Source organism: Stenotrophomonas indicatrix, assembly GCA_041545745.1.
Classification (GTDB): domain Bacteria; phylum Pseudomonadota; class Gammaproteobacteria; order Xanthomonadales; family Xanthomonadaceae; genus Stenotrophomonas; species Stenotrophomonas indicatrix_A.
In genome coordinates this window covers 4590001-4610938 of sequence record CP168152.1, presented here as the reverse complement: position 1 = coordinate 4610938, position 20938 = coordinate 4590001, and the positions used below count along the sequence as shown (strand labels likewise).

The window sequence follows — 20938 nt, the reverse complement described above, 5'->3', positions numbered from 1 at the left end:
CAGCGCAGGGGTCAGAGCCCTCGCTCGAGGCGAAGGATCCGACCCCGGAGCGGGGTCTATCGGTGCACAGGGTAGCGTGCTACGGCTGCGGCCCCTCGGCTGCCAGCAGTCCCGGCGCCAACGCCTTTGCTTCCGGGAACAGCGCGAACCGCAGGCCGACCAGGCCCATCAGCGCCTCGTCGCGCGCCTTGCAGGCGGCCACGCTGCCGACCCGGCCCAACGAGGTGTCCAGCCGTTCGCGCAGCGCCTCGGCCGCCACAATCGGCTTGCGCGCGGCGATCTGCCGACGATAGTGCACGGCCACTTCCTCCAGGATGTGCTCGACCGCCTCGCGGCTGCGCTCCGGCAGCTCCAGCCGCGCCCGGCGCAGCTGCAGGATGTTCAGGCCGATGCGCGCCTCGTTGAGCATGTCCACCGACGCGATGTCGCTGCCTTCCGGGGTCGCCGCCAGGCGCGGTGCCAGCAGGCCGAGCAGGTCCAGCATGCGCGCGGCGAAGCGTTGCCGGTCCTGCTGGCCACGGCCCTCGGCCGCTTCGGCCAGCGTGGTCCAGCCCTGCCGTACCAGCCGGCGCGCGGTCCATTCGGCACCCACCGAGCGGAACAGCCGGGTCATCACCACCGCAAAGCCAATGCCGATGAACATCGCGATCGACGAGTTGGCGAAGGTCTGCACGTTGGCACTGTAGGTGTTCTGCAGGCTCAGCAGTGCGGCCAGGTTGACCGTCAGCGGCAGCGCGAACAGCGCGCTCTTCGGGTGGTGCAGCAGCAGGCCCAACGGCAGGAACACCACCGCCAGCACCAGCGCCAGCAGGCCGAAGTCGTGCACGGCGGGGAACACGCCGAACAGGTACACGCCGGCCACCAGCGACGCCACCATCGCCCACACCAGGAACGAGACCATGCTCGGCGCCGGGTCATCCTGTGCAGCAAAGAAGGCGGCGGTCACCGCGGCCATCATCGCGCCGTTGCCACCGCCCTCCCAGCCCAGGCCGATCCACAGCACGCAGTAGCTCATCAGCGCCACGCCGGCGCTGAGCGCGGAGAACAGTGCCATGCCGTAGTCGACGTGCTTGTCGGTGGCGGTGCGTTCGGTGCGGATGCGGTAGTGCGCACGGTCCAGCGGCGCGGTGCCCTGGTCGATCGCGTGCTGCAGGGTGCGGCAGTCCTGCCACAGGTCCACCAGCTCCTCCAGGCGCAGCAGCAGGCTGGCCAGCTGCAGGTGCTGCAGATCGCGGTCCACCTGTGGCTTCAGCGCACTGATGCGTGCGCGCAGGCGCGCGTAGTCGCTGGCACTGGACGGCGTGTCGATCCAGTCATGGATGTCATCGACCAGCGTCGGCAGGCCTTCCGGCAGGGTCTGTCCATCACTGCGCAGCGCGCTCAGGCGGTCGGCGATCGATGACAGCACCGGCAGCAGCAACAGCATGCGTTCGCGCAGGCGCTCCATCGATACGGCCGCGCCGGCATGGCGTGGGTCATCTCGGCGCAGGAACTCGATCAGTGCCTCGAACTGCACCAGGTCGGCGGCCAGCCGGTTGCGCGGGGCATGCGCACGGCCGCGCTCGAGGATCTGCCGGCACCACTGCGCCGCGTCCTCCATCCAGTTGCCGATGCGCGCGCCCAGCATCGGCCGCACCGAGGCCGGGAACAGCAGCGAGGCGAACAGCACCGCTACCACCGTACCGAGGATGATCTCCTCGCTGCGCGCCACCACGGTGTCGAAGATGGTCTCCGGCGAGGTCACCGCGGGGAAACCGATGAATGCAGTGGTGTAGCCGGCCAGCAGGAACGCGTAGCCACGTGGGCCACGGTTGAGCAGGGCCAGGAACAGGCAGCCGGCCAGCCAGATCGACATCGCCGCGCTCAGCACCAGCGGCGTTTCCACCAGGGCGGGCAACATCAGCAGGGTGGCCAGACCGGCGGCCAGGGTGCCGAGGATGCGGTACACGCCCTTGGCCCGGGTCGGGCCCAGCAGCGGCTGGCTGACGATGTACACCGTGCCCATCGCCCAGTACGGACGCGACAGGTTGCCGGCCATGGCGATGTACAGCGCGACGATCGCCGCCAGGTAGGTCTTGATCGAGAACAGCCAGGCCTGGCGGTCGGTCAGCCCGTTCATCGCTTACCTCGCCGTCGTCGGTGAAGCCGTGGCAGTGGCGTTGTCCTGCCAGCCACCGCCCAGTACCAGGAACAGGTGGATCTGGTCGCGCGAGACCTGTGCTTCGGCCGCGGCCAGGGTCGCATCGCTGCTGGCCAGGCTGCGGTCGGCATCCAGGCTGGACAGGTACGGCGTGCGGCCACCCTGGTACAAGCGGCGGTTCTGCTCTGCGGCCAGCGCGGCCTGCTCCTGCGCCACCTTCAACGACTGCAGGCGACGCAGATCCTGCGCATAGCGGTCCAGTGCGGTCTGTGTTTCGCGCAGTGCCTGCAGCACGGCATGGTCGAACTCGGCCAACGCGGCATCGGCGCCAGCCTCGGCGGCGTGGATGCGTGCATGCGTGCCCGAGGACGGCAGCGTCCACGAGATCAGCGGGCCGAACGACCACTGCTGGGTCATCGGCTGGCCGAAGTCTTCCAGCAGGCCGGCGGCGCCGACCGAGGCACCGAGGCGGATGTCCGGGTACAGCTCGGCGGTGGCGACACCAATCCGCGCGGTGGCCGAGGCCAGCTTGCGTTCGGCCTGGCGGATGTCGGGGCGGCGCTGCAGCAGCGCGCGGCCATCACCGACCGGAAGCGGCTGGGCGAGGGTCGGTGCATGCGCGCAATCGATCACCCCGGCCGGCAGCTGGCCCGGCGTCTGCCCAAGCAGTGCCGCCAGCGAATAGGCGGCGGCAGAACGCTGCGCGTGCAGCGGAGGCAATGCCGCCTCCAGCAGTGCGACCTGGGCATTGGCGCGGGCCAGTTCCGGCGGCGTGCCGCGGCCTGCGCTGATCAACCGCTGGGTGACCGAGCGGCTGCGCTGCTGCAGCTGCAGGGAATGCTCGGCGACATGCAGCTCATGGTTGGCGTGGCAGATCTCCAGGTAGCTGTCGGCCACCTCGGCCACCACGCTCACCTGGGCCAGGTCACGTGCAGCGGCCACCGACTGTTCGTCGGCGCGCGCCGCTTCGGCGCCGCGCTTGAGCTTGCCGAACAGGTCGAACTGGTAGCTGACCGCGAACTTGCCGTCGGCCAGGTTGATTACCGGCAGCTCGTGCTCCTGCAGGAAGGACTCGGCCGACAACTGCGCGCGGCTGACCCCGGCTTCGGCCTCGTACTCGAAGCCACCGGCGTCCATCGCCTGCTCGTACACCGCAGCAGCGCGGCGCAGGTGCGCATCGGCGGCCTTCAGTTCGACGTTGTCGCGCAGCGCCTGGGTGATCAGCCCATCCAGCACCGGGTCGTTGTACAGCGACCACCAGCGCGCCGGCAGCGCCTGGTTGGCGGCCACCTGCGGATTCCGGGTGTCGATGAAGGCCGCATTTGCCTGCGGGCGCTTGAACGCCGAGCCTTCCGGCAATGCGTAGTCCGGGCCGACGGTCTTGCACGCGGCCAAGCTGGCCAGGGCGACGATCAGGCCAAGGCGGGGCAGGGCGGTGTTCACAGGCCCGCCTGTGTCGGCGCGCCGCCGGCCTTCTTGTTCTGCACGTGGCGGCCGGTGTCCACGGTCACCGTGGCGGTGCGCCCGGCGATCAGCTCCACCCCGGCAGGCACCTCGTCGATGGCGATGCGCACCGGAATGCGCTGCGCCAGCCGCACCCAGTCGAAGGCCGGGGTCACGTTCGGCAGCAGGGTGCTGCCGTTGCTGCGGTAGCGATCCTCGATGCCGGCGGCGATGCTTTCGACATGGCCGTGCAGAGGGGTGTCTTCGCCCATCAGGCGGATGTCCACGCGCTGCCCCGGGGCCACGCCGCGCAAGCGGGTTTCCTCGAAGTAGCCATCGATGCGGAACGAACCGGTATCCAGCAGCGCCAGCACCGGCTTGCCGGCCACCACGTAGTCGCCCACGCGCATGGTGCGGTCGTTGACCCGGCCATCAGCCGGCGCGCGCACTTCGGTGCGGGCCAGGTTGAGTTCGGCCAGGTCAACCGCGGCCTGCGCAGTGGCCAGTGCGGCCTGCGCAGCCTGCAGCTTGGCCCGGCGCACTTCGGCATCCTCGGCGGCAACCAGATCCTGCAGGCTGCGGTCGCGGCCGATCTCGCGGCGCAGCTGCGCGACCGATGCCTGGCGCTCGGCCAGGCTGGCGCGGCTCTGCTCCAGCGCGATGCGATAGCGCGCGCGATCGATCACGAACAGCAGGTCGCCCTTTTTCACTGCCTGGTTGTCGGCCACCTGCACCGTTTCGACCAGGCCGGACACATCCGGCGCCACCTGCACCACGTCGGCGCCGACGTGGGCGTCGCGGGTCCACGGCTCATCCATGTAGTAGACCCACAGCTGGCGCAGCACCAGCAGGGCGACGATCACGGCTGCGCAGGTAAGCAGCACCGGCAGGGTCTTCTTCACGATCTTGTTCACGATTGCATCCAACGCAGGAGGTGGAACAGCAGGCCCAGCACGATTCCGTACAGCGCCAGGTTGAACAGCGCCGGATGCCAGACATGGCGATAGGCGCCGGCACGCTGCAGCAGCGCGTGCAGGCCGCTGTTGACCAAGTAGGCCAACACCATCAACCCGAGCAGGGTCGGGACGAACACTCCGTGGAGACTGAATTCACCGGGCATCGGAAGGGGCGGGGGCGGTATGGGGAAGGGGAGGTGGAACAGAACAACGGCAACGGGCTGAAGCCGCTGGCGCATGCACGGCAGCGGCGGTGTTCACGGACAGCGGGCTTACGTGATGCGGTCGGCGGCCTCGGCCAGCAGGCGCCACGCCTTCAGTACGGCGTGCAGTTCATCCGTGGAAAGCTCGCCGAACACGTCCTGGCGCAGGCCGATCAACTGGTCTTCCAGTTCGCGCACCAACGCCTGGCCTTCCTCGGTCAGCCACAGCAGGTTGGCGCGGCGGTCGCTGGCATCGCATTCGCGGCGGACCAGCCCACTGGCGCAGAGCTTGTCCAGCAGGCGCACCAGCGACGGGCCTTCCATGCCCAGCTGCTGGGCCAGCGCAACCTGGCGGATGCCACCGCCGGAGCGGCCGATCATCAACAGCGGCATGGTGCAAGCGGTGGAGATGCCGTAGCTGCCCAACCGGCTGTCGGCCAGGCGCTGCCACTGCCGCCCTGCGTACAGCAGGCCGGAGCTGAGCTGCATCTGCAGCACGGTGCGCTCGTCGAGGGGTCGGTCCATAAGTAATAGATAGGATACTACTAATTTCATTCCTATCAATAGGTTTTACTGAATGGGTGGGGTGTAGTGAGGAAAGCGTTGCGCCTGCTGGTTATCGGTTGGGGTGGCGGAGGGCCGGACGGGGCAGGGCACGCTGCAAGTACGTCCATGTAAGCTCGATCGGCGCATCCATGCGCCTCACGGCCCTGCCCCGCCCGGCCCTCCGCCGCCCACCCATCACCCCGCGAGCGCGGAGGGTTGGCTCTAAAGGCAGAAGCAGTGCGGACCAAGGTCCGCACCCACCAAAGCTGCAACCCGCGCAGTCTCCGCAGCCATGAACCCAGCTTTTGACCCCCGCTTTCGGGCGGTCCGGCCGCGCCCGCAGGAAACCGTCGGAGAGGCGGAGGGGCAGGCAGGGCAGGACCGTCCACGGCATGGATGCCGTGGCCGAGCCTACAACGACGTACTTGCGGCGTGTCCTGCCCTGCCTGCCCCTCCGCCTCTCGCTCAGCAGCCATGAGGCGCCGCAGGGGATCTCCCGATGAACCGTCCCCAGAGGACGACCCACCCCCCGGTCGGGTACGATGCTCGCCCCCCGTTCGGGCGCTGTATGCAATGAGCAAGAACAACGAAAAGGCCGCCCCGCAGGGCGATGTGACCCAGGTCCAGGCCGAGGATGCCGTGCGCACCCTGCTGCGCTGGGCCGGTGAGGACCCCACCCGCGAAGGCCTGCTGGATACCCCGCGCCGCGTGGCTGAAGCCTATGGCGACTGGTTCAGCGGCTACCGCGACGACCCGCGCGCCTACATGGAACGCACCTTCGAGGAAGTGGCCGGCTACGACGAGCTGATCGTCCTGCGCGACATCGAATACGAAAGCCACTGCGAGCACCACATGGCGCCGATCATCGGCCGCGTGCACGTCGGCTACCTGCCGGCCGGCAAGGTGGTGGGCATCAGCAAGCTGGCACGCGTGGTCGAAGCCTACGCCCGCCGCTTCCAGGTGCAGGAAAAGATGACCGCGCAGATCGCCCAGTGCATCCAGGATGTGCTGCAGCCGGTCGGTGTCGGCGTCGTCGTCGAAGGCGCCCATGAGTGCATGACCACCCGCGGCATCCACAAGCGTGGTGTCAGCATGGTCACCTCGAAGATGCTGGGCAGCTTCCGCGAAGACGCCCGCACCCGCGCCGAGTTCCTGCGCTTCATCGAAGTGGGCGGCAAGCGCTGAGCGCCGTCGCCTCCCGGTGGCGGCCCCACGTGGCCGCTGCTTTCGCCGTGCCTGCGCCGCGCCTGCGCGCGCGCGCTGGCCGCCGCGCCCTTCGGACCGATCTCGCTGCATGAAGCACCGCGAACGCATCACCCGTTACCGCCACCTGCGCGAACAGCCGCAATGGAAGCTGCTCGCCGCCGACCACGCACCGGAAATCATCGGCCTGCTGCAGGGCCTGCTGATGGACGGCGATCGCACGTTGCCTGCATCGGTCCTCAACGAGCGCCTGCAGCGCGCGCTGGACCAGCTCAACGGTGACGAGCTGTCGCGCGAGCTGCCGCGAACCGCGCAGGCCTACGTCGCCCATTGGTTGGCGCAGGGCTGGCTGGAACGCCGGCTGCCTGAAGGCGCCGACCAGGAGCAGTACGAGCTCTCGACCCAGGCGCTGCAGGCGATCCGCTTCGCCGACAGCATGGAGCAGGCCCGTGTGGCCGCCACCGAGAGCCGTCTGGCATTGGTGATCGAACAGCTCTCGCAGCTGGCCGCGCAGACCGAGGCCGATCCGGACGCACGCCTGTCCGCACTGCGCGACGAGCGCGACCGCATCGATGCCGAGATCGCCCGTGTCGGCGCCGGCCGTGTGACCGCGCTGGATGGCAAGCGCGCGCTGGAACGTACGCGGCAGATCATCGGCCTGGCCGACGAACTGACCGAAGACTTCCGCCGCGTGCGCGACGACTTCGAACAGCTCAATCGTGATTTCCGCGAACGCATCATCGATGACGAGGGCGAGCGCGGCGACGTGCTGTCCAAGCTCTTTGAAGGCGTGGACGTGATTGGCGAGAGCGACGCGGGTCGTAGTTTCCAGGCGTTCTGGCGCCTGCTCAACGACGCCGAACAGAGCGCCCAGCTCGATGCTGCGCTGGAGACGCTGCTGGCCCGTGGCTTCGCCCGTCGGCTGGATCGCAACGAGCGCAATTTCCTGCGCGGCTTCACCAGCACCATGCTTGAGCGTGGTGGCCAGGTACATGACGTGCTGCAGAACTTCGCGCGCAGCCTGCGCGGTTTCGTGCAGAGCCGTGGCTACCTGGAACAGCGCCGCCTCAACCAACTGTTGAAACAGGCGCAGTCCGAAGCATTGGCACTGCGCGATGACTTCCCGGCGCAGCGCGCCATCGGCCGCGACCTGCAGCTGACCACCAGCCGCCTGCGCTCGTGGTCGCAGTGGAAGCTGCACGACCCGCGCAGCGCCCAGGTCGATGGCAACGTCGAATACAACGATGCGGCCAGCATCAGCCTGGAAAGCGTGGGCGATCTGGTGGCGTCGTCGGAAATCGATTTCCGCACCCTGCGCCGCGACCTGCACGACCTGCTCGACAGGCAGCCGAAACTCAGCATCGCTCAGGCCCTGTCGCAGCGCGAAGCGCCGCAGGGGTTGGGCAGTGTCATCGGTTACCTCTCGCTGGGCACGCGCTTTGGCAGCGTGATCGCCGGCGAACAGGAGCTTGCCGAATGGCGAGGTGGCGACGGACAGATCCGTCGTGCCCGCATCCCGCTGGTTTGGTTTACCCAGGAGAGACGCCATGAGCTGGCATGAAGACCCCATCGACGCACCGCATGCCGACCTGGCCGAAGACGCTTACGAGGCCGAGCCGGTGGCGACCGTGGCCCAGCCCCGGCGCGGCAACGACGTCTACTACATGGGCGACACCGGCCGCCTGCCGCTGGATGCGCGCCGCGCGCTGTGCCAGCTGCTGATCGGCCCCAGCATCGACCAGCTGCGCCACGCCAAGCTGTGGCCGGCACTGATCCGCAGCGAAGCCGGTATCCGTTCGGCGCTGTCGGACCTGTTCCTGGAACTGGTGCTCGACCGTGACAGTGGCGTGGCGTTCACCCGCCAGGCCGACACCGAAGATGTCGATGCACCGGTACTGCTGCGCACCTCGCCGCTGACCTTCATCGATTCGGTGCTGCTGCTGTACCTGCGCCAGCAGCTGGGCGAAGCCGATGCGCGTGGCAACCGCGCCGTGGTCGCCGATGCTGAAATGGCCGAAGCCCTGGCCATCTACGAAAAGAACCTGTCCACCGACCGCGCCGGCTTCAACCGCCGTGTCGCCTCGGCAGTGCAGAAGATGAAGGACAACCACATCCTGACCCGCCTCGGCGGCCAGGAAGACCGCCACGAAGTCTCGCCGGCGTTGAAGCTGCTGTTCTCCGCCGAAGACGTATCCCAGCTGTCGGCGGTTTACCGCCAGCTGCGCGAAACCCCGGCCGCTGAAGCCTGAGAGACCCGAGCACCGCATGGCCATTTCCAAGCACACTCCCGCCCTGTTCAACGACGGCCTGCCGGACCCGCGCCTGCAGCAGTTCCGCATGCGCCGCCTGCAGGTGCACAACTGGGGCACCTTCAACGGCCTGACCGAAGTGCCGATCGCCGAGCGCGGCTTCCTGTTCGTCGGCCGCTCCGGTTCGGGCAAGTCGACCCTGCTCGATGCCATGTCCGCCCTGCTGACGCCACCGGCCATCGTCGACTTCAACGCCGCTGCGCGTGAAGCCGAACGCAGCGGTCGCGACCGCAACCTGGTGTCCTACGTGCGCGGCGCGTGGGCCGACCAGCAGGACAGTGGCACCGGTGAAATCGCCACCCAGTACCTGCGCAAGGGCGCAACCTGGACCGCGCTGGTGCTGGAGTACCGCGCCGGTGATGGCCGCGTGGTCAGCCTGGTACGCCTGCTTTGGATCGCCGGCAGCAGCACCTCCGCCGGTGACGTGCGCAAGCACTACATGATCGCCGAGCGCCCGTTCGACATCGCCAAGGATCTGGGCGGCTTCGATCTGGACCTGCGCAAGCTCAAGCAGAAGCTGGCCGACGTCCATCACTTCGATACGTTCTCCGGCTATGCCGAACGCTTCCGCCATCTGCTCGGTATCGACAACGAGATGGCGCTGCGGCTGCTGCACAAGACGCAGTCGGCGAAGAACCTGGGTGACCTGAACGTCTTCCTGCGCGACTTCATGCTCGACACGCCGAAGACCTTCGACGCTGCCGAACGACTGGTCAGCGACTTCGCCGAACTCGATGGCGCGCACCAGGCCGTGGTTACCGCGCGGCGTCAGGTCGAAACCCTGCAGCCGGCGCGCGAACATTACAGTGACCTGCAGGCGATGAGCCGCCGTCGCGGCGACGACGAAGCGCTCAAGCTTGGTATCGACAGCTTCCGCGAAAGCCGCCGCCAGTTGTTGATCGAAGCGCGCCTGCGCGAGATGGACACGCGCGATCGTGGCCTGCTGGGTGAAGAATCGCAGCGCCGTGCGGCGCTGGACAACCACACCGAACGCCTGGCCGAGCTGGAACTGCAGCGCCGCCAGCAGGGCGGTGAGCGCATCGAGGAACTGGAACGCGAGCAGGGCCGCGCCGAAGCCGAACGCGACCGCCGCTTGGCCAAGCAGGCACAGGCACACGACGCCGCACAGAAGCTGCAGGCAGCCTTGCCCGACGACGCGCATGGTTTCGCCGAGCTGGTCGAACAGGCGCAGTCCGAACTGGAAGACCGTCAGCGCGCTTCGAGCGCGCTGGACGACGCCATCAGCGAACGGCTCGGCGGCAAGCGCGACGACGAGCGTCGCTTCTCCGAAGTGCGCGGCGAACTGGAGGCGATGCAGCGCACGCCCTCCAGCATTCCGGCGCCGATGCAGAAGCTGCGTGCTCGCCTGGCCGAAGAAACCGGTATCTCCGAAGCGGCCTTGCCGTTCGTCGGCGAACTGATCCAGGTCCGCTCGGAAGAGCAGAGCTGGCAGGGCGCGATCGAGCGTGTGCTCGGTGGTTTCGCGCAATCGCTGCTGGTCGACGACAAGCACTACAACGACGTCGCCGAATGGGTGAACCGTACTCACTTGGGAATGCGTTTCACCTACTACCGCGTGCGTCGCAATGACGATGCGTTCGCCCGCGAACCCTCCGCCAAGTCGCTGCTGCACAAGCTGGAACTGCGCGACCACGTGTTCGAAAGCTGGCTGCGCCGCGAGCTTGGCAAGCGCTTCGACTACGAATGTGTGGACGCCAAGCAGCTGCGCAACGTAGACCGCGGCATCACCCGCGAAGGCCAGGTCAAGCATCCGGGCGACCGGTTCGAGAAGGACGACCGCAGTGCCGTGAACGATCGCCGTCGCTGGCTGCTGGGCTTCAGCAACCGCGACAGGCTCGCCGTCTTCGAGAAGGAAGCCCAGGAACTGGCTGCCCGCATCGCCAGCTGCGATACCGACATCGCGCGCCTGCGCAGCCAGCGTGACCGCGACAACGAACGTCGCCTGGCCTGCCACCAGCTGGTCGGCATCAGCTGGAACGAAATCGACGTCGCCGCGCCTCAACAGCGCCTGGCCGACATCGAGGCCAGCCTGCACGCCCTGCGCGAAGGCAATGCCGACCTGGCCAGGATCGCCCAGCAGATCGACGCCACCCGCGCCGATATCGAGCAGGCACGACGCACCTATGAAGACACCCGCGTCGAGCGCGGCCAGCTGGTGCGCGAACGCGACCGCCTGGACCGAGCCCGTCAGCAGAGCCGTGCGCTGGTATTGCCGGCACTGGCCGAAGATCAGGAAGCCGGCCTGGCCGAGCGCCTGCAGGAGCAGGGCCCGCTCAGCCTGGAAACGCTGGAAGCGCACATGCGCCAGGTCAGCAACGCGCTGAACGAACAGCTGTCTTCTTCGCAGCAGGACGTCAACCGCGTCGAGAACCTGCTGCTGGGTTGCTTCCGTCGCTTCATCCAGCAGTGGCCGGAAGAATCGGGTGACTTCACCGTGTCGGTGGCCTCGGCCGAGGATTTCCTCGCCCGCCTCGAACGCCTTGAACGCGATGGCCTGCCGCAGCACGAAGAACGCTTCTTCGACCTGCTGCAGAACCAGAGCAAGAACAACCTGCTGGCGCTGCAGCGGCACAGCGCCGAGGCCCGCAAGTCGATCGGCCAGCGCCTGGACGAAGTCAACGCCAGTCTGGAGCAGGTGCCCTTCAACCGTGGCACCCTGCTGACCATCGAGCTGAACGACCGGCGCCTGCCGGAAGTACAGGAGTTCCACCAGCAGCTGCGCGAGGTGTTGTCGCAGCAGCAGACCGAGCAGCGCGACCTGGCTGAAACGCAGTTCACCGTCCTGCGCCAGCTGGTCAACCGCCTCGGCTCGCAGGAAGGCGAAGACAAGCGCTGGCGCGAGATTGTGCTGGACGTGCGCCTGCACGTGGAGTTCATCGGCGTGGAGCTGGACGTGGAAACGCGCCAGCAGGTCGAGATCTACCGCAGCGGCGCCGGCAAGTCCGGTGGCCAGCGGCAGAAGCTGGCCACCACCTGCCTGGCGGCGGCGCTGCGCTACCAGCTCGGCGGTGCCGACAGCCAGTTGCCCAGCTATGCCGCGGTCGTGCTCGACGAAGCCTTCGACAAGGCCGACAACGAGTTCACCGCGCTGGCGATGAACATCTTCGACAACTTCGGTTTCCAGATGGTGGTGGCCACCCCGCTGAAATCGGTGATGACGCTGGAACCGTTCATCGGTGGCGCCTGCTTCGTCGAGATCAGCGGCCGCCACGATTCGGGCGTGCTGCTCATCGAGTACGACGAAGAAGGCAAGCGCCTGAAGCTGCCGGAGCGCAGCCGCCAGCAGGCCGACGAACCGGAAGAAGCCGAAGCCTGACCGCCTCGGCCGCCAACCTGGGATTGCCGGCCGCTGGCCGGCAATCCCCAGTAGAGCCGAGCCATGCTCGGCTGCTCTTCGCGACCGGAAACGGCGTGCCAACCAAGGTTGGCACCTACCAGGTCATGACGCTCATTCACGACGTTCGGAACGTATCCCACGCCATCCGCGCGATCAGCACCACCACCAACCCCACGAACAGCTTGCGGATGAACGGCGTACCGCCCTTCAGCGCCAACCGCGTGCCCACCACCGAACCGATGATGTTGGCCGCCGCCATCGGCAGCGCGAACAGCCACAGGATGTTACCGGTCGGCACGAAGAACGAGATCGCTGCCACGTTCGTCGCCAGGTTCACCACCTTCGACGCTGCCGACGCACGCAGGAAGTCCAGCCCGAAGAAGCGCACGAACAGGAAGATCAGGAAGCTGCCGGTACCGGGCCCGAAGAAGCCATCGTAGAAACCGATTGCCGCACCGATCGCCAGCGCGATCGCCAACTCGTTGCGACCGATCTCGCGGGGCCGATGCAGCGCGCCGAAGTCCTTCTTCCACAGCGTGTAGGCCAGCATCGCCACCAGCAGCACCAGCACCAGCGGCCGCACGGCGTCCTTGGGCAACAGGCTGACCGCCGTAGCGCCAAGGAAGGAGAACACGAAGGCCGTACCGGCCGCGAACAGCACCGGCTTCCACGGGAAGCGCACGTTGCGCGCATAGCGCCATGCCGCCGCGCCGGTGCCGAACATCGAGCTGAACTTGTTGGTGCCGAACAGCATCGCCGGCGTCTGCTGCGGCAGCACCGTGAACAGACCCGGCAGCTGCACCAGTCCGCCCCCACCCACGGCCGCATCGACCAGGCCGGCAATGAAGGCGATCGCCACCAGCCACCACAACTCAGGAGGAATCAATTCCAGCACGGCGATCAATCGAAGTGAGGGCGCGACAGCATACGCCTGTCACATTGCCCCCGCCCACGCGACAATACCCGCATGAGCCGAACCACCCCCGATCCCTGTCCCTGTGGCCTGGCCGCCGACTACGCCTCCTGCTGTGGTCGCTTCCATGCCGGCGCCGCCGCGCCCGATGCCGAACGTCTGATGCGCTCGCGTTACAGCGCCTATGTGCGCCATCTGCCGGACTACCTGCGTGCCACTTGGCATCCGAATACCCGTCCCGCAGAACTGTCGCTCGATGATGCCCCCGGCCAGCGCACTCAATGGCTGGGCCTGACCGTGCAGGACCACCAGATTACCGGCACCGACAGCGCCGAGGTCCGCTTCACCGCCCGCTACCGCGTCGGAGGCGGCAGCGCGGTGAAAATGACAGAGCACAGCCGCTTCCTGCGGATCGAAGGCCGCTGGTACTACCTCGACGCCGTCTGAGCGTGGCTGCCGCGCACGGCCAGCACCCGCTGGCCGCCATGCGCGCACACGCGGTTGCGGCCTTCCTCCTTGGCCGCATACAGCGCCTGGTCGGCCGCTTTGACCACCCCGGCAGGGCGCCGATCGACCCGGCTGTCGGCCAGGCCGATGCTGACGGTCACCTGCACCACCGCACCACCACCGCCGCGCCCGCGCTGCTGCTGGCCGAGCGTGTCGTCACGGCTGCGGGTGCTGCGGTCGCGCAGCTGCATCCGGCTCTGCTCGATGCCCTGTCGCAGCGCCTCCACCGCATCCACGCAGGCCGATGCCGGGCGATCGAGGAAAACCACGGCGAATTCTTCGCCGCCATAACGGAACGCGCGGCCACCGTCGCCCACCCGCGACAGCCGTGAGGCCACCAGTTTCAGCACGTCATCGCCGGTGTCGTGGCCGTGGGTGTCGTTGAACTTCTTGAAATGATCCACGTCGATCATCGCGATGCTGTAGGTGCCGGTGGCGCGCTTGAGGGTCTCGTTGAACGCACGGCGGCCGGGCAGGCCGGTCAGCTCGTCGCCGAATGCCATGTGGAAAGACTCCTGCAGGGTCGCGGCCAGCATCAGCAGCAGCGCCGCCACGCTCAGCGCCGGCAGCAGCACCGGCTGCAGGAAGATCCGCGGCAGCATCCACCACAGGCACAGCAGGGCCAGCAGCATCGCCGTATGCAGTGGCCGGGGCTGGCGCCACGCCTGCCATCCCAGCGCAGCGGTGGCCAGCAGGAACAGCATGGCAGGCAGCTGCGCCAGCGCGTTCCAGTCGCTCGGTATCCAGGGGAAGTGCCGGTTCGACAGCAGGTCGTGCATGCCTTGTGGCTGCTGTGCGGCCAACAGGATGAAAACCGCCACGGCGACACCGCTGATCGTGGCCCTCAGCAGCAGGTCCTGGCGGCGGCGCCCGCGTTCGGGCCACAACGCATGGATGGCGAACAACAACGGCAGCCAGGTCGAGATCGCGTGGAAGCGCAGTGGGGTCAGCGCCGTTACCCGCCCATCACGCAGGTAGTGCCCCAGATCCTGGTGCAGCACCGCGAAGGCCAGCGCCACCAACAGCAACAGGCACAACGTGCGCACCTGGTTGTACATCAGCGCCAGTCCTGCACCCAGGCAGGCCAGCAACCACGGCAGGATGCGCTGCCCGGCGCGGCCGACATCATCGCTTTCCAGGCTCGCCCACAGCACCAGTGCGACCAGCACGGCGGGCAGCACGAACAGATAGTGCACAGGCTGTCGAAGCGGATGATGGGACACACGGAATTCCAGCGCGGTCACGACGCGGCCGCAGCACTGCCGTTAGCGGCGCAGCAGTGCCCTTCTTGAATGTGCGCCCTGATGTGAACACCGCGGCACCGGGCCATGACATTGCGCTCACCGGCCGCGGTCGAAGCTGGTCGCATGGACAGCGTACCCGCCGCCGTCGCTGCCCCGCAGCGTGACCTCGCCCGCCACTTCACCCACGTGCGGGCGCGCAGCATGCAGCTGGCCGCACCCCTCAGCCCTGAAGATGCCCTGCTGCAGAGCATGGCCGATGCCAGCCCAGCCAAGTGGCACCTGGCCCACACCACCTGGTTCTTTGAACGCTTCGTGCTGGCCAGCCAGCCCGGATACACACCCTGGGATCCGGCCTGGGACTATCTGTTCAACAGTTATTACAAGAGTCTCGGCCCGGCCCACGCGCGACCGCAGCGCGGCCTGCTCTCGCGGCCCTCGCTGCAGCAGGTCCACGCCTACCGCCAGCATGTGGATGAGCAGGTGCTGGCAGGACTGCGCGATGGCGATCTCGGCAGCGACGCCCTGCAGCAACTGCAACTGGGGCTGCATCACGAACAGCAGCACCAGGAGCTGCTGCTCACCGACATCAAGCATGCCTTCTGGTGCAATCCGCTGCAGCCGCCGTACCGCGAAGACCTGCCCATCGCCGTCAGCGCCCTCGGCACGCAGGGTTGGGTCGAACAGGGCGAACGCATCGTCAGCATCGGTGCGTCCGCCTGGCCGCGGTACACGGCCTTCGCCTATGACAATGAATCGCCCGTGCATCGCGTGCTGCTTCCTGCGCATGCTATCGCCGAGCGTCCGCTCAGCAATGCCGAGTACCGCGCCTTCATCGACGCGGGTGGTTACCGAGATCCACGCTGGTGGCTGAGCGAGGGCTGGGCGCTGCGCGAGGCCGAGCAGTGGCAGCATCCGCTGTACTGGGACGACGACCTGCTGCGCGAGTTCACCCTGGGTGGCTGGCGTGAGCTCGATCCGCATGCGCCGGTCTGTCACCTCAGTTATTACGAAGCCGATGCCTGCGCACGCTGGGCCGGTGCCCGCCTGCCCACCGAATTCGAATGGGAAGCGGCCGCCGCCTCGCAGCCTGTCGAAGGCCACTTCGCCGATGACGACCATCTGCACCCGATGGCAGGGCAGGGCGACGGACTGCGCCAGTTGTTCGGCGACGTGTGGGAATGGACCAGCAGCGCCTATGGCGCCTATCCCGGCTTCCGCCCCTTCGCCGGCAACCTCGGCGAATACAACGGCAAATTCATGTGTGGCCAGTGGGTCCTGCGCGGTGGCAGCTGCGCCACGCCGCGCGGCCATATGCGGGCCAGCTACCGCAACTTCTTCATGCCACCGGCGCGTTGGCAGTTCTCAGGCCTGCGCCTGGCAAGGGATCTTTCATGAGTACCGTCCAGGATGCGCTGCAGGCGCTGACCGACCTTACCCCCGGCCGCCAGCAGATCCTTGCCGACGCCGTGGCGGGGCTGTCGCACGCCTCACGGCAGCTGCCTTCCAAGTACTTCTACGACGCGCGCGGCTCACGCCTGTTCGAGCAGATCACCCACACGCGCGAGTATTACCCCACACGTACCGAGCTGGCCCTGCTGGACCGGGTGTTGCCGGAGATCGCGCAGGCGGTGGGGCCGCGCGTGCATGTGGTCGAACTGGGCAGCGGCAGCGGCCGCAAGACCGCTCGGCTGCTGGCCGCCCTGCAGGATCCGGTGGCCTATACGCCCATCGAGATCTCGCGCGCGGCGTTGCTGTCCAGCATCGACCACCTGGCACCGGCGCTGCCGGATGTGGAAATGCTGCCGGTGTGTGCCGACTTCACCCGCCCTGTGCAGGTCCCCGCGCCAGACCGGCCTGCCGCGCGCCGGCTGCTGTTCTTCCCAGGTTCCACGCTGGGCAACTTCGCTGATGAGGACGCGATCGCGCTGCTGCGCGCGATGCGCCAGACCATGGGCGGGCAGGGCCTGGCGCTGGTCGGTATCGACCTGCACAAGGACCCGGCACTGATCGAAGCGGCCTACAACGACGCCGAGGGCATCACCGCCGCCTTCACCCTGAACCTGCTGGCGCGCCTGAACCGGGAGGTCGGCAGCGATTTCGATCTCGACGGCTTCCGTCACCAGGCCCGTTACAGCACCGCGCGCCTGCGCATCGAAACCGATCTGGTCAGCCAGCGCGAGCAGGACGTCCATCTCGACGGCCGCACCTTCCACTTCAGCGCGGGCGAACCGATCCGCGTGGAGTACAGTCACAAGTACACCGACGCCAGCTTCGGCCATCTGCTGCAGCAGGCAGGGCTGGAGGTGGTGGCGCACTGGAACGCTGACAATCCTGCGTACGGCCTGCGTCTGCTGCGCCCCGCACCATAGCCACCGGTAGTGCCGGCCGCTGGCCGGCAGCAACGACCAACCTTGCCGCCCCTCCGCGTTACCATGGCTCCAGCACCGGCAACACGGAGTACGCCATGCCCATTCTGACCACGCTCGGCCTCGTCGCCGCGCTTGCCATGCCAGCGGCCGCGCCGCCGGCAGCAGCGGCACCCGCTGATCCCGCGTTTGCCCGCTGCATGGCGGGCCTGCAGGCTACGGCCGCCAGCCAGGGCATTGCCGCTGACCGCTTCAATGCGATCACCGCCGGACTGCAGCCCGACCCTACCGTGCTGCCGCTGCTCGACGCGCAGCCGGAGTTCACCACGCCTATATGGGACTACCTGGCCGCGCTGGTCGATCGCCAGCGCGTGGACGATGGTCGCGCCATGCTGCAGCAGCACCACGATCTGCTTCAGCGCGTATCGGCGCAGTACGGCGTCGATCCAGTCACCATCGTCGCCGTATGGGGCGTGGAGAGCGACTACGGCCGCGTGTTCGGCAAGCGCCCGCTGCTGCAGTCGCTGGCCACGCTGTCCTGTGCCGGCCGTCGGCAACCTTTCTTCCGCGGCGAACTGCTGGCGCTGGTCAAGCTTATCGACAAGGGTGACCTGCAGGCGCAGGGCTTGACCGGTTCCTGGGCAGGGGCCTTCGGCCACACCCAGTTCATGCCCAGCACCTACGCACGCATTGCCGTTGATGGTGATGGCGATGGCCGCCGCGATCTGGTCGGCAGCATTCCCGATGCATTGGCTTCCACCGCCAACTATCTGAAGCGTGCCGGCTGGCGAACCGGCGAACCCTGGGGCATGGAAGTGCGCCTCCCCGCCGGTTTCAACGCCAGTCAGGCGGGACGCACCCAGCGCCGGTCACTGGCCGACTGGCGCGCACTGGGCGTGACCGGCCTGGAGGGCAGCGCGCTGGCACCGTCCGGCCTGCCCGCCGATGCCCGCGCTGCACTGTTGCTGCCAGCCGGGACAAAAGGCCCGGCGCTGCTGGTGTTCCGCAATTACGACGCGATCTACAGTTACAACGCGGCCGAGAGCTATGCGCTGGCCATCGCCACCCTGGCCGACCGCCTGCGTGGCAGCAATGGCCTGGTCACCGCCTGGCCAACCGATGATCCTGGCCTTGGCCGCGACGAGCGCCGCCAGCTGCAGACCCTGTTGTTGGCGCGCGGCCATGACATCGGCGCCGCCGATGGCATGATCGGTACCGCCAGTCGTCGTGCCATCCAGGTCGAGCAGCGCCGGCTCGGTTGGGCCGACGCCGATGGTCGCGCCGGCCAGCGCATCCTGCGCGCGCTGCAGAGCGGACCGCAGGCGAAGGTTCCGGCCACACCCACCCGCTTCAGCCTTCCCACCAACTACAGTGCCGTGCAGTCGCCGGCCATCCGGAGTCGATCCAGCGTGCAACAGATCCAAGGTGTCAGCAGTGGCCAGTTCCAGGGACTCGATGCCTGGCTGGTGGAAACCCCGCAGGCCACCGCCGCCATCAGTGTATTCGGCGGCCAACTGCTCTCGTTCGTGCCCAAGGGCCAACCCGATGTGATGTGGCTCTCGCCCAAGCGTGCGGCACTGCCCACGCCCATCCGTGGCGGCAGCCCGGTGTGCTGGCCCTACTTCGGCCGCCAGGGGCAGGGCGATGACGTGCCGGCCCACGGCTTCGTGCGCACCTTGCCCTGGGAACTGCAGCAGGCGCGCCGCCTCGACGATGGCAGCATCGAACTGACCTTGGCCCCGCCTGCGTTGGACACCCTCGGCCTGCGCCTGGCCATGACCGTCCGTGTCGGCCGTGAACTGCGCCAGCAGCTGGTCACCGAGAACACCGGCAAGGCTCCGGCCACCATCACCCAGGCGCTGCACAACTACTTCCGTGTCGGTGACGCCAGCAAGGTCGATGTCGACGGCGTCGACGGCCTGGACTACCTCGACAAGTTCGAGAACTACGCCCAGCCGCGTCGCCAGCAGGGCCCCTGGTCGCTGCGTGATCCGCGTGACCCGGGCCGCAGCGACCGCATCTACACCCAGGCCGGCGGGCACTATGTGCTGCGCGACCCGGTGCTCAAGCGCCGCATCGACATCCGCACCGAAGGCAGCCGCTCGCTGGTGGCATGGAACCCTGGCGCCGACGCTGCCGCGAAGATGGCCGATGTCGGTGACGGTTGGCGCGACTACGTCTGCCTGGAAGCCGCCAACGCCGGGCCGGATGTGATCACCATCGCCCCCGGCGATCGCCACACGCTGGTGCAGACGCTGTCCAGCGCATCCCTGTAAACCGCGCAACACCCACACAGGAAGATCTTCAATGCAGGAAGCACAGTGGTACTACGCCCGCCACGGCAAGAGTGAAGGCCCAGTGGACCTGGCTGGCCTGCAGAGGCTGCAGCAGGACGGCGTCATCACCGGCCACACCCTGCTCTGGTGCGAGGGCATGGCTGGCTGGCAGCCGCTGCAGTCGCTGCAGTCGACTGCAGCGCCAGCGTCGGGTGCCGACGGCGTCGCCGACGGCCCGGCAGCACCGCCTGCCAGTGAGACCGCCGTCGCCACAGCGTCCAGCCATGACCCATACCGCGCACCGACCGCAGCGGCAACGCCCGATGTCATTCCACTGGGCGCCGGACTGACCGGCCAGTTGGGTCTGTATGCAGCCATTGTCGGCGGCAACTTCCCGATCTATCGCAAGCGTTGGCGCCTGGACCAGGGCACCGCGAACGCGGCGGGCACCTGGCACTGGCCGGGGTTCCTGTTTGGCGTGATCTGGATGATGTACCGGAAGATGTACCGCATGGCCGCCATCTGGGTCGGCGTGCTGGTGGCATCCAGCGCGATCGAGGCCTTCATCGAAGTGCCGGATGCCCTGTCGCTGGTGATCAACCTGGGCCTGAGCGTTACCGTGGGTGTCTTTGCCAACAGCTGGTACCTGCAGCATTGCCAGCGGGAGATCGCACGCGCCCAGTCGCTCAGTACGGACAACGAGGCTGCGGTGCGCAGCACGCTGGCAGCACGTGGCGATACCAGCGTGATTGGTGCTGTGATCGCCATCGCCGTGTCCGTCACCCTGGGCATCGTCGGGGCCGTGTTGACCGGCTGATCCCTTCAGCTGGCCTGCCGCGGCCGCAGCACCCACAGGCAGAGCGTCCCGGCGACCAGGCCCCAGAACGCAGAACCGATACCGGCCAGTGTCATCCCCGAGGCAGTCACCAGGAAAGTGACCAGCGCGGCCTCGCGGTCGCGCTCCACTGCCAGTGCGCTGGCCAGGCTGTTGCCGATGGTGCCGAACAGGGCGATACCGGCCACGCAGGCCACCAGTTCCTTGGGGAAGGCAGCGAACAGGGCCGCTACGGTGGCCCCGAACAGGCCGATGACGATATAGAAGGCGCCGGCCGCCATCGCCGCCGTGTAGCGCCGTGCCGGGTCCTCGTGGGCATCACGGCCCATGCAGATCGCCGCAGTGATGGCTGCCAGGTTCAGTGCGTAGGCACCGAAGGGTGCCAGCAGCGTGTTGACCACGCCGATCCAGCCGATCACGGGCGACACCGGTGCGTCGTAGCCGGAGGCGCGCATCACCGCCACACCGGGGATGTTCTGCGAGGCCATGGTGACCACAAACAGGGGCAGGGCGATGCCGACCATCGCCGTCCACGAGAGCGAGGGAGTGACCCATTGCGGCACCGCCAGCTGCAGGTGCACCTGTTGTGCGTGCAGCAGACCCTGGCTGGCAGCGATGGCGATGCCGACCAGCAGGGTG

General features: G+C 67.8%; 17 protein-coding genes (1 of these 17 cut by a window edge). 9 read left to right on the top strand and 8 right to left on the bottom strand.

The genetic code is table 11. The features are described from left to right. Positions 1-79: 79 nt before the first annotated feature. From ACEF39_RS20975 to ACEF39_RS20955, 5 genes are all read right to left on the bottom strand, one after another. Positions 80-2119 (bottom strand): FUSC family protein, encoded by a 2040-nt coding sequence (locus ACEF39_RS20975; RefSeq protein ID WP_313251379.1) that lies wholly within the window; start codon positions 2117-2119, stop codon positions 80-82. Positions 2120-2122: 3 nt separating this feature from the next. Further along, the gene (locus ACEF39_RS20970; protein WP_500286470.1) at positions 2123-3583 is read right to left on the bottom strand and encodes an efflux transporter outer membrane subunit; all 1461 of its coding nucleotides are present in this window, start codon (positions 3581-3583) and stop codon (positions 2123-2125) included. Next, entirely contained in the window at positions 3580-4497 is a 918-nt protein-coding gene (locus ACEF39_RS20965; protein ID WP_500286469.1) for an efflux RND transporter periplasmic adaptor subunit, read from the bottom strand. Before ACEF39_RS20965 ends, ACEF39_RS20970 begins: the two co-directional genes overlap by 4 nt. Then, the gene (locus tag ACEF39_RS20960) at positions 4494-4703 is read right to left on the bottom strand and encodes a DUF1656 domain-containing protein (RefSeq protein ID WP_025875651.1); all 210 of its coding nucleotides are present in this window, start codon (positions 4701-4703) and stop codon (positions 4494-4496) included. The genes ACEF39_RS20965 and ACEF39_RS20960 overlap by 4 nt, the downstream gene beginning before the upstream one ends. Positions 4704-4811: 108 nt before the next feature. Next, on the bottom strand, positions 4812-5267 hold the full coding sequence (locus tag ACEF39_RS20955) for a MarR family winged helix-turn-helix transcriptional regulator (protein WP_089241977.1): 456 nt from the start codon (positions 5265-5267) through the stop codon (positions 4812-4814). Between the two features lie 594 nt (positions 5268-5861). On the opposite strand from ACEF39_RS20955, the gene folE reads away from it, so the two are divergent. The 4 genes from folE (at position 5862) to ACEF39_RS20935 (ending at position 12137) form a co-directional block, all read left to right on the top strand. Then, complete coding sequence (folE, locus tag ACEF39_RS20950; RefSeq protein ID WP_089241981.1) at positions 5862-6473, top strand: GTP cyclohydrolase I FolE; 612 nt, start codon at positions 5862-5864, stop codon at positions 6471-6473. Between the two features lie 109 nt (positions 6474-6582). Then, positions 6583-8052: a DUF3375 domain-containing protein gene (locus ACEF39_RS20945; RefSeq protein WP_089241983.1), complete on the top strand. Its 1470-nt coding sequence runs from the start codon at positions 6583-6585 to the stop codon at positions 8050-8052. Next, on the top strand, positions 8039-8740 hold the full coding sequence (locus ACEF39_RS20940) for a DUF4194 domain-containing protein (RefSeq protein WP_191078332.1): 702 nt from the start codon (positions 8039-8041) through the stop codon (positions 8738-8740). Before ACEF39_RS20945 ends, ACEF39_RS20940 begins: the two co-directional genes overlap by 14 nt. 16 nt (positions 8741-8756) lie before the next feature. Beyond that, positions 8757-12137, top strand: coding sequence for an ATP-binding protein (locus ACEF39_RS20935; protein ID WP_500286468.1), 3381 nt, complete (start codon positions 8757-8759; stop codon positions 12135-12137). 136 nt (positions 12138-12273) lie between these two features. Here ACEF39_RS20935 and ACEF39_RS20930 read toward each other — a convergent pair whose 3' ends face one another. Then, a complete protein-coding gene (locus tag ACEF39_RS20930; protein WP_500286467.1) occupies positions 12274-13053 on the bottom strand; it encodes a sulfite exporter TauE/SafE family protein in 780 nt (259 codons plus the stop codon). Between the two features lie 72 nt (positions 13054-13125). On the opposite strand from ACEF39_RS20930, the gene ACEF39_RS20925 reads away from it, so the two are divergent. Further along, positions 13126-13518, top strand: a complete 393-nt coding sequence (locus ACEF39_RS20925; RefSeq protein WP_500286466.1) for a YchJ family metal-binding protein — start codon at positions 13126-13128, stop codon at positions 13516-13518. On the opposite strand, the gene ACEF39_RS20920 is transcribed toward ACEF39_RS20925, so the two are convergent. Continuing rightward, on the bottom strand, positions 13500-14801 hold the full coding sequence (locus ACEF39_RS20920) for a GGDEF domain-containing protein (RefSeq protein WP_500286465.1): 1302 nt from the start codon (positions 14799-14801) through the stop codon (positions 13500-13502). The genes ACEF39_RS20925 and ACEF39_RS20920 overlap by 19 nt on opposite strands. A gap of 144 nt (positions 14802-14945) precedes the next feature. On the opposite strand from ACEF39_RS20920, the gene egtB reads away from it, so the two are divergent. The 4 genes from egtB to ACEF39_RS20900 all read left to right on the top strand — a co-directional run bounded on the left by egtB (position 14946) and on the right by ACEF39_RS20900 (position 20281). Further along, positions 14946-16217 (top strand): ergothioneine biosynthesis protein EgtB, encoded by a 1272-nt coding sequence (gene egtB / locus ACEF39_RS20915; protein ID WP_500286464.1) that lies wholly within the window; start codon positions 14946-14948, stop codon positions 16215-16217. Continuing rightward, on the top strand, positions 16214-17191 hold the full coding sequence (gene egtD, locus ACEF39_RS20910; protein ID WP_500286463.1) for an L-histidine N(alpha)-methyltransferase: 978 nt from the start codon (positions 16214-16216) through the stop codon (positions 17189-17191). Before egtB ends, egtD begins: the two co-directional genes overlap by 4 nt. A gap of 137 nt (positions 17192-17328) precedes the next feature. After that, on the top strand, positions 17329-19464 hold the full coding sequence (locus ACEF39_RS20905) for a lytic murein transglycosylase (protein ID WP_500288063.1): 2136 nt from the start codon (positions 17329-17331) through the stop codon (positions 19462-19464). Positions 19465-19495: 31 nt separating this feature from the next. Then, positions 19496-20281, top strand: a complete 786-nt coding sequence (locus tag ACEF39_RS20900) for a DUF2628 domain-containing protein (RefSeq protein ID WP_500286462.1) — start codon at positions 19496-19498, stop codon at positions 20279-20281. 5 nt (positions 20282-20286) lie between these two features. On the opposite strand, the gene ACEF39_RS20895 is transcribed toward ACEF39_RS20900, so the two are convergent. Continuing rightward, a protein-coding gene (locus ACEF39_RS20895; RefSeq protein ID WP_500286461.1) for a benzoate/H(+) symporter BenE family transporter crosses the window boundary here: on the bottom strand, positions 20287-20938 show its 3' portion. 536 nt of this gene lie beyond the right edge of the window; only the last 652 of its 1188 coding nucleotides appear in the window; its start codon lies off the right edge, out of view — the gene reads right to left on this strand; its stop codon occupies positions 20287-20289.

Excerpts from the sequence above, each read along its gene's own strand:
- ACEF39_RS20975 (WP_313251379.1), bottom strand. The coding sequence starts at position 2,119 with ATGAACGGGCTGACCGACCGCCAGGCCTGGCTGTTCTCGATCAAGACC.
- ACEF39_RS20905 (WP_500288063.1), top strand. The coding sequence starts at position 17,329 with ATGCCAGCGGCCGCGCCGCCGGCAGCAGCGGCACCCGCTGATCCCGCG.
- ACEF39_RS20900 (WP_500286462.1), top strand. The coding sequence starts at position 19,496 with ATGCAGGAAGCACAGTGGTACTACGCCCGCCACGGCAAGAGTGAAGGC.
- egtB (WP_500286464.1), top strand. The coding sequence starts at position 14,946 with ATGGACAGCGTACCCGCCGCCGTCGCTGCCCCGCAGCGTGACCTCGCC.
- ACEF39_RS20940 (WP_191078332.1), top strand. The coding sequence starts at position 8,039 with ATGAGCTGGCATGAAGACCCCATCGACGCACCGCATGCCGACCTGGCC.
- ACEF39_RS20945 (WP_089241983.1), top strand. The coding sequence starts at position 6,583 with ATGAAGCACCGCGAACGCATCACCCGTTACCGCCACCTGCGCGAACAG.
- ACEF39_RS20935 (WP_500286468.1), top strand. The coding sequence starts at position 8,757 with ATGGCCATTTCCAAGCACACTCCCGCCCTGTTCAACGACGGCCTGCCG.
- ACEF39_RS20955 (WP_089241977.1), bottom strand. The coding sequence starts at position 5,267 with ATGGACCGACCCCTCGACGAGCGCACCGTGCTGCAGATGCAGCTCAGC.
- egtD (WP_500286463.1), top strand. The coding sequence starts at position 16,214 with ATGAGTACCGTCCAGGATGCGCTGCAGGCGCTGACCGACCTTACCCCC.
- ACEF39_RS20960 (WP_025875651.1), bottom strand. The coding sequence starts at position 4,703 with ATGCCCGGTGAATTCAGTCTCCACGGAGTGTTCGTCCCGACCCTGCTC.
- ACEF39_RS20925 (WP_500286466.1), top strand. The coding sequence starts at position 13,126 with ATGAGCCGAACCACCCCCGATCCCTGTCCCTGTGGCCTGGCCGCCGAC.
- folE (WP_089241981.1), top strand. The coding sequence starts at position 5,862 with ATGAGCAAGAACAACGAAAAGGCCGCCCCGCAGGGCGATGTGACCCAG.